Below are 10702 nucleotides of genomic sequence, written 5' to 3'. Positions count from 1 at the left end.
GCTCGAAAGCAAAATCCTAAAACGCAAGAAACCGCGGCCCAACACCCGGCTTTCCTGCAAAATCGAACACTTCATCGAGACAACTTCTGCTTATCTATCGGGCCGATCTGCATTCTTCACGGACGACGCAATGGGACACCTACAAGCGCCTGCTGGCGATCCTCGACCGGCAGAACGGACGCAAGCTGCCGGTGGTCATCAATGTCAAACCGGGCTCCGACCTCACCGTCGCTGCCAGCCTCGGTCGCATCCTGCGCGGTCGCGGCATCGATGCGGCGGTGGCGGCAACCGAGGTCGAGGCGTGCAACGGAAAACCCGAGGAGGAATGCTTTGCACTGAAGCGGCGCGGCGGCCCGCTGGATGCGAAGGAAAAGCTCTCCGGTGTGCCCTGCGAGCTTGCATGTGTATTGATGCTTGCGGGCGGCGTGCATCGCAGCCTGCCGCCCGGCAACCGCGTCATCCTGACCGCAAGGATGCAGATCTACGACCGGCTCGCACCCAACGTCTCTGCCGAGCACCGCGAAAGCCTTACCACAATCTTCACCGATCAGTTCCGGAGATATCTCAGCGAGATGGGGATCGGCCATGAACTGTTCGACGTCACCGCCGACAGGGCGGGTGGCCGTTATGTCGAGGTCCCGGCCTCAGAATGGGCTCGGCTGCATCTCGTGACCCAGTGATCCCGGATCACTGCCGTTCGATTGCTCAGAGCAACCCGATTGCTTACAGCAAGCCGAGGTCGCGCAACTCGCGGCGCATCGGCTCGGGCATCGATGCCACGCTGGCGGCGCTCGACTTGGTGAGATCGGCCGGCGCGGAGTCTGCGGTCAGGTAGCGCCAGCCCTGGAACGGCCGCATCGGCCGCGGCGAGACCGCGATCACCTTGGGCTGCATCACCAGCCGGCAGCGTCCGATGCCGTCCTTGTCGCGGAACGGCTCGATGGCGATGATCTTCTCGCGCGCGGCGATCTCGCCGCGGATCACCCAATAGAGCGAGCCGCCGGCAAGAATCTCTTCCTCGCGCTTCGGCGTCATCCGCGTGATGTGGACGTGACGGAGCGGCAGGCCCTTTTTCTTCGCGGTCGCCATCCGTTCGGCAACCCAGCCCTTGAGTTCCTTGACGGAGTCGCAACCGACGGCGAGCTTGATGAGATGAAGCGGCATGCGCCGGATGTAGCGGCCGGCGCGCGCTTTGAAAAGGGAGCGCTCTCCGCGGCGGTGGATATCGGGACTGGTTTTTCGAGCGAAGCGAAGCCGGAACAGTGCAATGACGGCGGCTCAAGCCGCCGCCATCACGCTCATTGCTCGTTCGCAGCCGCCGGTGCGCTGGCGGCGGCAGGAGGCGGCGCCGACGCGGCCGGGGCCGGCGCGATCTGGACCGGGCGCTTCGCCGCCGGCGGACGCTTCGGGGCTGCGGCGGGCGGCGCGGCGGCGCGCGCGGCCGGCGCTGGTGCGGCGGCGGCCGGCTTTGCCGGCTCGGGCGTCATGATGCTGACCGGCGGCGTGTTCGCCGAGCTCGGAAACTCCGCATTGGTCGGCTTGCCGGTGGGCAATGACTGCGGCAGCGCCGCGACCAGGCCGGAGGCAGCCGATGCCTGGGCGCCGGCCGGCGCGTTCCACGACCCTGCGTAGCGCGTGATCAGGTTCTCGTAGGTCCGCTCGTTCATGTTGGCGATGATCTGATGGTTGTCGCCGAGCGAGCGGAACGCGGGGCACGCGGTCGGCGTGCAGTGGTCGCGCGCCATCAGCGCATAGGCGACCAGGCCGTAGCGGTCATGCTCGATGGCGCGGCGCAGCGCCTGCAACTCGGTGGTCGAATTGCGCTCGGCGGTCGCGAGGTCGCCCAGCGCAGTCAGGCGCGAGACCTGCGCCGCCGCGTAGCTCACCGCCGCTGCCGCCGTATCCGATGAACCGAACAGCACCTTCTCGCAGGCGTTGAGAACGGCGTCTCCGGCGAGGTCGTCGACGCAGGCCAGCGCCGGCACCGTCTGGCTGGTCAGTTGCGCCGTCCGTGTCTCGGCCGGCACCGCCTGCCCACCCGGGCCGAAGCCACGGATCGTCGCGGCGACCGCAACCGCGATCGACAGCAGCGTGATAACGGTCAGTGCGCCGTTGGCGACGGATTTTTCCGCGCGCAGCAGCGTGACCAGAACGACGATCCCAAAGAACCCCGCGGCGGCCAGCGTCAGCCACATCGGGAAGGTCGGTGAGCGCCAGATCTGATCCAGCGAGGAAGCCCAGTTCATGCGCGATGTCCCTCAACGCAGCGTAAGCACAATCGGCGATGGCGAACGCCGCCACCCCGACGTCCAACCTTCAGCACAATGGGTCTGCGAACAGGGCCTTTTGACGGCGGCGGCGCGGAACCCGCTCCAGCCGCCGGCTTGCGCACAACTCCTTCAGGACAGCGCGAGCTGACTCTCCTTGGCCACCCGTTCGAAAGCTTCGGTCGAGCTCTTGATGCGATATTGGCAATCGTCACCGTCGGTCGGCAGCAGACGGATCACTTGATAGGTGCCGCTCGCGGCGGGGCGCGCCACGTTGCTGGCCGTGAAATAGACGGTCTCGCCAATCGAGTACTTATGCTTCAACGCCCTCTCCATTTTCTTAGAGATTGCTGGCTGAGCTGACAGTCCCGATAGCTCAGGCCGGCATTTTGAGAACCCTGCGGCAAGCTAGCACATCGCACCTCCCCAAATCCAGCAGGATTGGGGCATAGCGAAGGTGCGATTTTTGCAGGTTTTTCAGGGCGATAGGCAGCAATTTGCGTGCCAATCGGAAATTGCCCGCCGAGCCGGGCTGGAACCCTGATTCCAGCCGTTCAGGCGGTGTGCGGCAGCCTGCCGTCCGGGCTCGCGCCGTCGACCGCGGCCGGAAGTTGCTGGGCGAGTACCTTGGACAGCTGGTCCACCGGAATGTTGAACCTGGCGGCGAGCTGCTTGACCGTGTCGCTGCCGAGCACCTGCTGGAGTTGCTCAGCCGTGATCGGCAGGTTCTGACCGGTACCGATCCAGGATTTGACCTGCTCGCCGAGCCCGGCCTGCTCGAGCTTGGCGACGATCGCGGACAAGCCGCCCTGCCCGCCATTGCCCAGGACCTCGCCGAGCACGACGGGGATCACCGCCGCGCCAAGCTGGCCAAGCATGCCTTTCAGCTCCGGCGAATTCTCCAGGGAATCGAGAATGCCCATGGTCTAAGTCCTTTCACGACTTGCAAAACCAGCTTTCCGGATTCGATGCCTTTGGCCCCGCGGCGTCAAGCCGCGATCTTTGCGGCCGCTGTCACAATTCGGAAGCGCAGCAACCGTCAGACATCCTCGAATCGGGCGATCCGCAGCGTCTCGGCAACGCCGTCGCGGGTCCATTCCTGGAACGCCGGAAGCTGCATCATGGCATCGACATAGTGCTGCGCTTCGGCCTTCACCGGGATCGCGTAGGTACGGAAGCGATGCACCACGGGCGCGTACATCGCGTCCGCCGCAGAGAATGCGCCGAACAGGAACGGACCCTGCTTGCCGTAGCGCGCATGGCACTCGGCCCAGATCTCCTGGATCCGCGCCACGTTGGCGCGCGCATCATCCGACAGCGCGACGGCGCGGATCGGCCGGTGCAGGTTCATGCCGCATTCGTTGCGCAGCGGCATGAAGCCGGAATGCATCTCCGCCGAGATCGCGCGGGCATGCGCGCGCGCGGCAGGATCCGCAGGCCAGAGCTTCGCCTCGGGAAATCTCTCGGCGAGATATTCGATGATCGCCAGCGAGTCCCACACCGTGACGTCGCCATCGATCAGCGTCGGCACCTTGCCGGCCTTGCTGAAAGAGAGGATGCGGTCCTTGTCGGCTTGGTCCGTGTAGAGCGGAATGAAGACCTCTTCGAACGGGATGTTGTTGGCGCGCAACGCCAGCCAGGGCCGCATCGACCATGACGAATAGTTCTTGTTGCCGATGACGAGCTTGAGCATGTCCGGGAATCCTGTTGCCTCGGTAGTTTGCCATAGTGCATTGCACGCGTTCAACCTGTACATGACGCGGATGCGGCCCGGCGCGGACAGTCAGCCGCGCGCTCACGAAGGAAGGCAACATGACTGGCTATTGGACCGACATCCTGGCCGTCGGCTTCTTTGCGCTGGAATGGCTGGTCTATACCATCACGCTGGAGCACACCGCGTATGGGCGCGACAGCCTATCGGCGCGGATGCATGTCTATCGCGAGATCTGGGTGCGGAATCTGCTCAACCGCGACGCACGGATGGTCGACATGCAGATCATGGCCAGCTTGCAGAACGGCACCGCGTTCTTTGCCTCCACCAGTCTGATCGCGATCGGCGGCGGGCTGGCGCTGTTGCGCGCCACCAATGACGCGCTCGCCGTGCTCGGCGCCCTGCCAGTCAACCTCACGCCCTCGCCCGCTTTGTGGGAGGTCAAGTGCATCGGGCTGATCCTGATCTTCATCTACACCTTCTTCAAATTCGCCTGGGCCTATCGCCTGTTCAACTATGTGGCGATCCTGTTCGGCGCGATGCCGCCGGCCGACCAGCGCGACACGCCGGAGGCCGAGGCCCATGTGATCCGCACCACGCGGCTGTTCGAGACCGCAGGCCGGCACTTCAACCGCGGCCAGCGCGCGTTTTTCTTCGCGCTCGGCTATCTCGGCTGGTTCGTCAGCCCCTGGGTGCTGTTCGTCACGACAGCCGCGGTCGTGATCGTGATCTGGCGCCGGCAGTTCGCCTCGAATGCCTGGCAGGCGATGGGAAGCTGACGCGACGGTCGAGGCCGTGCTGCGCTCCCTCTCCCCGTTCTTACGGAGAGAGGGTTGGGGTGAGGGGCTGTTTCCGCATCGACGGAGAGAGACGCGTTCGCGGAGACTCCCCTCACCCGGATTGCATCTGGCGATGCAATCCGGCCTCTCCCCGCACGCGGGGCGAGGCCGAGTGCGCCGCTCGTCCCTGCTCTACGACGCGAAATCGCGCGGGCTGAAATCGAGGTCGAGCACCTTCCATTCGCCGTAGCGATCCCGCGGCAGCATCGCATAGGGTTGGCAGGCCTGCAGCGCATCGGTCGCGCTCTTCAGCAACAGCGGCCCCTTTTCCGAGGCGGTGGCTTCGATCAGCAAGGGTGACGCGGCGAGCCTGCCGTCAGGCTTCATGAACACCCTGAGCTTGATCTTCACGTCATCGCCCGTCCTCAGCGTCGGCGGGAGTTTCAAGCAGGTCTTCAGATGACGGCGGAATTCGGCGACCACGCTCGAGCCGACATCGGCCTGCTCGGTGGCGGCCGCGTCGAAATTGTCTTTGCCGGGTCCGGGGCCGGACGGCGCGCTGGCTGGCGGCTTCACGGAGATATCGGGCGGCAGGCCGAGCATGACGTTGTATTTGACCGAAAGATCAGGCTCGGGCTGCGCATAGGCAGGCGGCGACGCTGCCGCCTGTTGCTGCGCCGTTGGCTGGGGCATCGGTGGCGTTTGCTGTGCTGGCGTAGGTGGCGGCTCGGCCGCGGCACGTTGCGGCGCCGGGCTGGGCTTGGGCGCCGGCGGCGTCGCCTGCTTCTCCGGCGGCTGCGGCGCGGCCTGCTGCTTCTGCGGCGCGGGCGTCTGCGCCGATGGTTCGGGCTTGGCCGAATCCACCGGCTTATCGAGCGACGGCAACTGCAACTCGGGCGTCGGCGACGGGCTCGGTGCCGGTTCGGGCTTGGTCTCGACCTCGGACTTGGCGACCTCCTGCGGCGTCACGATCTCGACCGGGACCGTGTCAGCGGCGACGGGATCGAATTGATGGACCTCCGAATAAAGGAAAATCAGCGCGAGCAGCATCAGGTGCACGAACACCGACGCCATCAGATCCGCGTTTGGCCGAAACTTCATCCCACTCGATCACATCAGTGACGTCTCTCCCCGCCGGGCTACAATACCGGCCGGAACCCGCCTGCCTCAATCCCCATTCGGTCCAAAGCCGCAATCGGCCAGCGGGGCATTAGCATGATCCGGATCAGGACCCAGCCATTTTTCCAAAACTTGATGTTTTCCGAGACTTGATGCTCAGGCAAAGACCCCATGCGTCGCAGGGCCCATCATCGCGCGTCAGCGCTCCCGATCGCCGAGATCTCGCGCATGTCGTCAACCGACAGCTCGAAATCGAAGATGCCGATGTTCTCCTGAAGGCGCTCGAGCTTCGAGGTGCGCGGGATCGCGGAGACATTCTGCTGCACCAGCCAGCGCAGGCTGACCTGGGCCGCGGTCTTGCGATAGCGGTCACCGATCCGCGCGAGCGCGCGGTCGCCCTTGACCCGTCCCTTCGCGATCGGGCTGTAGGCAACGAACGCCATGCCGTGGCGTCGACAGGCCTCGATCACATCGGCCTGGTCCAGGTAAGGATGGTACTCGACCTGGTCGCACGCCAGCGGCTCGGGACATGCCGCCACGGCCTCCTCGATCAGCGCCACGTTGAAATTCGAGACGCCGATATGCCGCGCCAGGCCCGCCTGCCTGACCCGCGCCAGCGCGCCGAGCGTCTCGGCAAGCGGCACCTGTGCATTGGGCCAGTGCAGCAACAACAGATCGACCTCGGTCAGGCGCAGCCGCGCCAGGCTCTCCTTCGCCGACCGTTCGAGATCCTTCGCCATGAAATGCGTGGTCCAGACCTTGGTGGTGACGAACACGTCGTCGCGCTTGATGCCGGAGGCACGCAGCCCCTCGCCGACTTCGCGCTCATTGTCATAGATCTGGGCGGTGTCGATGTGGCGATAGCCGAGCCGCAACGCCTGCTCGACGATGCGGGCGCAGGTCCGCCCGCGCAGCTCCCATGTGCCGAGCCCGATTGCCGGGATCCTGGCACCGTTGCCTTCGACGACATTCATGCGCTCATTATGCGCGCATGACGAGGCCCTGCCAACTCGCAGTTCGGTTCCGCGATGGAACGTTCACCGCTCCGGCTGGTAGCCGTCGGTCAACGTCTTCAGGAAGGCGACAATGTCGGCCTCGTCCTGCGCCGTCATCGCGGGCGTGTCGCCGAGATGGCGCTCGAACGGCGGATCGCTGACGTCGACATTGCCGTGATATTTCTCCGGCAGGTCATCGTACTTGCGCACCGTGCCGTCGGCGCCGCGCGGAAAGACCTTCTCCGGATTGGTATCGCGGAAGTTATAGAAGTCGAGCACCTGCTCGAGGCTCGTGAAGACACCGTTGTGGAAGAACACGCGACGCGTTGCCGTGTTGCGCAAGGTCGGCGTCAGAAACATCCCGCAATATTGCGTCTGCTCGGCAATGTCGGTGCGGTACGGACCGCAGACCCCGAGATCGAAATGATCGGGATCGCGGTTGCCGGCGAGCGCGGCGTTGCGCGGCGCACCGAGCGCCTCATATTGGTGATCGGTGAACAGCGGCGGCAGATCGTCCCGGGTCGGCTGCGACGTATGGCAGCCGCCGCAATTGGCCTTGTCCGGATCATTGAACAATTGCAGGCCGCGCAATTCGCTCTCGTTCAATCGCGCCCTGCCCTCCAGCCAGTAGTCGAACTTGCTGGTGTAGGGATGGAAGCTCAGCTCCTCAACCTGATAGCGCGCGACGGCAAACATCGCCTCCGCGACCAGCAGCCGCGTATTGTCGAAGACACCGGCGCCGAACAGCTCGGCGAAGCGCGGCGCGTAGCTCGCCTGGCGCAGCTTCTGCGCCACGATTTCGATGCTGCCGCCGTCCATCTCGTTGGGATCGAGCAGCGGGAAGATCGCCTGGTCCTGCAGCGTATCGGCGCGGCCGTCCCAGAACAGTCCGCCCTGCGGCACGATGTTGACCGCCGAGGCTGCAGTCCCGGTCGCGACCTTCTTGGCGCGCGGAGCCTGCTGGCCAAGCGCGGCCAGTTGCGCGAAGTCGACGACATTGTCGTCTTCGTCCTTTTCCGGCCCGATGCTGAAATTCGGCTGCCGCTCAAGATAAGTCAGGCCCGGCACGGCGCGTGTCCCTTGCCGGGATTGCGCGGGCCCGCCGAGCATCACCGGCCCATCATTGGGCGGGCCGTAGGCGTGGTCCGGGCTGTGACAGGACGCGCATGACAATGCGCCCGACGAGGACAGCGACGCATCGAAGAAGATCTTCTGGCCGAGCTGCGCCATGGCGGACAGCGGATCGACAGGCGGACGCCTGAGCTGCACCGGGTGCGGATTGGTCCCCGGAAGTCCCTGCGTCTCGACGGCCGCAACAGTGCCGGCCATGCACAGCAGGCCGGCGCCGAGAAGCCACAAGGTGCGGCCGTTCATGTCAGATCCAGTGTCGTTAAGCGTTTTCGCGCGAACCGGAGACCAGTTCGCGCGAGCAGAACGCGTCAGGGCAGAGCTTCGGTTCTGATTGGATCAGAACCGAAGGGCGTTAGTGGTGATGGTGATCGTCCGGCGCGCTGACGATGACGGTGCCGGCGGTCGGATCGAGGAACAGCGTGTCCTGCCGGTACTCGTGATCCTGGCCGTGGCCGCGCTCGAAGTCGAACATGTCGGCGATCGATTCGACGTTGTCGTCGAACGAGCCGCCGCCGAGACGCTGGCCGTGCAGCCAGTTGTCCTCGATGAAGCGCACCACGGACGCCTGCGAGATGCGGGTGTGGCTGACGTAATTCCGCTTGGCGAAGGGCGAGATCACCAGGAACGGGACGCGCGTACCGGGACCGCAGCGGCCGTTCACCGGCAGGCCGTTGAGGCCGTTCGGCTGCGTCTGCTTGCCGATACCGCGGCCGCACTGGCCGGGACCGTTGACCTGGTCGGCGGTGGGATCATACGAGGCGCTGATCGGTGCAAGGTACTGGTGGTCGTACCAGCCGTCGGAGTCGTCATAGGTGATGATGACGGCGGTCTCGCCCCACTCCTTCTGCTTCTGCAGGAAGTTGATCAGCTCGACATTGCCGGCCTGCTCGTCGAGCGGATCGGAGTTGCCGGGATGACCGTCCTGATAGGCCGGCATCTTGATGTAGGAGACGGCCGGGAAGTTGCCGGCCTTCACCGAAGCATAGAAGTCCTCGAGATCGTAGGCATGATTGGCCGGATCGAGCGTCTTGCTGCCGGGCACATGGGTGTGTCCGACCGCATTCACCGAGCTCGGCCGCGCATGGGTCGGGTTGGCGGTCGACTTGTAGTACTGGAACCAGGCGTGGTGCGGGATGTAGTCCACGACGGTGCCGTTGACGTTGCTCGAGAACGTGCTGCGGCCGCAGTTGGTGGTGCCGTTGCTGTTCTTGAGCGTCAGGTCGAAGCCGCCCATGAAGCTGCCCCAGCTGATCTGCTCGGCGTTGAGCAGGTCGCCGATGTTCTTGCTGGTCATCAGGACCTGGCTCGTCGTGCTCGAGCAGGCATCGTAGGCAGGGTCGGTATCACCGATCAGCGTCAGGCCGCCCTGGCCGTCGGCGATCGACGATGACGAGCCGACGATGTTCTGCGCGCCGTTGGTCTGGCCGGAGATCACCTCCAGCGCGCCGGGCGTCGACGGACCAAAGGTGTCGGTCCAGCTGTTGTCGCTCATCGCGAAGTTCTGGGCATAATTCCAGAACGCGGTGACCGTGTTGCCGTCGAAATAGCCCATCACCTGCCCGTTGGTGCCGAACGCGCCGACGCCGCCGGCGGTGCCGCGACCAGTGAATTTCGGAAACAGGTCTTCCTTGCCGTTGTCGACCGCCTGCTGCTCGGGCGTATAGGCGTGGTTCTGCGACTTGGTGTTGGCCTGGGTGCGGTCGAGGCGGAACGGATTGGTTGCGCCGGTGCCGTTGGCCGGATTGGTGTTCGGGTTATTAGTCAACAGATTGGCGCTGGCGAGATTGTTGACCTTCGGCGTATGCGGCTTCGCCGTGAACGGAATCGAGCCGGTCGGGTTGGTCGCAACCGGGTAGGTTGCGAAGTAGTGATCGAACGAGCGGTTCTCGTTGAAGATGACGACGAGATGCTTGATCGGCGTTTGGGTGTGGATCTCGTGCGGATGATGATCGTGGCCGTTATTGCCCTTGTTGTCGTCCTGAGCGGCGGCGCTGCACATTACCGCAGCGGCAGCAACCAGATAGACTCCGACCGTCGAAAGAAATTTGGCTTTCACCGTAGTGCCCCTTTTATTTTTGAAGGATTTATGACGTCGACCTGCGACAAGTTATCCATCGCCGATGACAGCGCTGTGTCGATCGAATGAATGCGACGAACGATGATGTGCGCCGATGTTCGCGTCGGTTGCAGCGAGCATCGGAGGATCAATCTTTGCGCGCATGGCAGACGTCACTCCTCACGCGAGCGGCTATCCGTGGACGCGGCTTCGGTCAGAAGACATGGAATTGAAGGGGTCGCGTTGAAGATGACGGAGGCAGCCAGCAATCAAGTGAACAAGTCATGCGTCGCCGGCAATCGCGGCTGCTGCTCACGCCCAAAATAAATCCGCGCCTTCCGGGGATGTGTCCCGAAAAGCGCGGATGCTTGGTCTTGTGGCGGGCCGCGCTTCGGCGCGGGCGCAGCCGGCCGATATGAGACCGACGCTAGGACACGCGCATGAAGCCGGGAGGTTTCCACGCCCCTTCGCCTGCCGGCAGAATCGATGGCGGTGTGGTTTTCGGCCAGTACAGTCTCATCACCACATAGACCGGGCCATCCGGCGCCGGCAGCCAGTTTGCCTCCTTGTCCGCTCCCGGAGATTTGCTCTGGACGTAGATCGTCAGCGAGCCGTCAGAGCCGCGCTTCATGTGCGGCAGCATC

General features: G+C 64.5%; 12 protein-coding genes. 2 read left to right on the top strand and 10 right to left on the bottom strand.

Features of this window, described 5'->3' with window-relative positions; all coding sequences use genetic code 11:
* Positions 1-191: 191 nt before the first annotated feature.
* Complete coding sequence (locus I6F38_RS42430) at positions 192-680, top strand: hypothetical protein (protein WP_225164576.1); 489 nt, start codon at positions 192-194, stop codon at positions 678-680.
* A gap of 43 nt (positions 681-723) precedes the next feature.
* Here I6F38_RS42430 and I6F38_RS42425 read toward each other — a convergent pair whose 3' ends face one another.
* The 5 genes from I6F38_RS42425 to I6F38_RS42405 all read right to left on the bottom strand — a co-directional run bounded on the left by I6F38_RS42425 (position 724) and on the right by I6F38_RS42405 (position 3960).
* Positions 724-1164 (bottom strand): DUF1489 domain-containing protein, encoded by a 441-nt coding sequence (locus tag I6F38_RS42425; protein WP_028336418.1) that lies wholly within the window; start codon positions 1162-1164, stop codon positions 724-726.
* A 134-nt stretch (positions 1165-1298) separates the two neighbouring features.
* Entirely contained in the window at positions 1299-2246 is a 948-nt protein-coding gene (locus I6F38_RS42420) for a hypothetical protein (protein ID WP_225164575.1), read from the bottom strand.
* Positions 2247-2399: 153 nt separating this feature from the next.
* Positions 2400-2603 carry a hypothetical protein gene (locus tag I6F38_RS42415; RefSeq protein WP_018272021.1) on the bottom strand — a complete coding sequence of 68 codons (204 nt, stop codon included), beginning with the start codon at positions 2601-2603 and terminating at the stop codon, positions 2400-2402.
* 218 nt (positions 2604-2821) lie between these two features.
* A complete protein-coding gene (locus I6F38_RS42410; RefSeq protein WP_225164574.1) occupies positions 2822-3190 on the bottom strand; it encodes a YidB family protein in 369 nt (122 codons plus the stop codon).
* A 116-nt stretch (positions 3191-3306) separates the two neighbouring features.
* Positions 3307-3960, bottom strand: a complete 654-nt coding sequence (locus tag I6F38_RS42405) for a glutathione S-transferase family protein (protein WP_225164573.1) — start codon at positions 3958-3960, stop codon at positions 3307-3309.
* Between the two features lie 119 nt (positions 3961-4079).
* Here I6F38_RS42405 and I6F38_RS42400 point away from each other — a divergent pair, with 119 nt between their 5' ends.
* Positions 4080-4757 carry a DUF599 domain-containing protein gene (locus I6F38_RS42400; protein WP_028336422.1) on the top strand — a complete coding sequence of 226 codons (678 nt, stop codon included), beginning with the start codon at positions 4080-4082 and terminating at the stop codon, positions 4755-4757.
* A 192-nt stretch (positions 4758-4949) separates the two neighbouring features.
* On the opposite strand, the gene I6F38_RS42395 is transcribed toward I6F38_RS42400, so the two are convergent.
* From I6F38_RS42395 to I6F38_RS42375, 5 genes are all read right to left on the bottom strand, one after another.
* Positions 4950-5858: a hypothetical protein gene (locus I6F38_RS42395; protein ID WP_225164572.1), complete on the bottom strand. Its 909-nt coding sequence runs from the start codon at positions 5856-5858 to the stop codon at positions 4950-4952.
* Positions 5859-6064: 206 nt separating this feature from the next.
* Complete coding sequence (locus I6F38_RS42390) at positions 6065-6850, bottom strand: aldo/keto reductase (protein ID WP_225164571.1); 786 nt, start codon at positions 6848-6850, stop codon at positions 6065-6067.
* A gap of 63 nt (positions 6851-6913) precedes the next feature.
* Entirely contained in the window at positions 6914-8245 is a 1332-nt protein-coding gene (locus tag I6F38_RS42385) for a cytochrome c peroxidase (protein ID WP_225164570.1), read from the bottom strand.
* Between the two features lie 109 nt (positions 8246-8354).
* Positions 8355-10058 carry an alkaline phosphatase family protein gene (locus I6F38_RS42380; RefSeq protein WP_225164569.1) on the bottom strand — a complete coding sequence of 568 codons (1704 nt, stop codon included), beginning with the start codon at positions 10056-10058 and terminating at the stop codon, positions 8355-8357.
* A 427-nt stretch (positions 10059-10485) separates the two neighbouring features.
* Positions 10486-10702 (bottom strand): DUF1214 domain-containing protein (locus tag I6F38_RS42375; RefSeq protein ID WP_225164568.1); only part of this gene is annotated, 217 nt, incomplete at its 5' end.

Origin of the sequence: Bradyrhizobium sp. BRP56, assembly GCF_020194035.1 — a bacterium.
Taxonomy (GTDB): domain Bacteria; phylum Pseudomonadota; class Alphaproteobacteria; order Rhizobiales; family Xanthobacteraceae; genus Bradyrhizobium; species Bradyrhizobium australafricanum.
The sequence above is the reverse complement of the archived record's forward strand: the minus strand, read 5'-3'. Positions and strand labels throughout refer to the sequence as shown.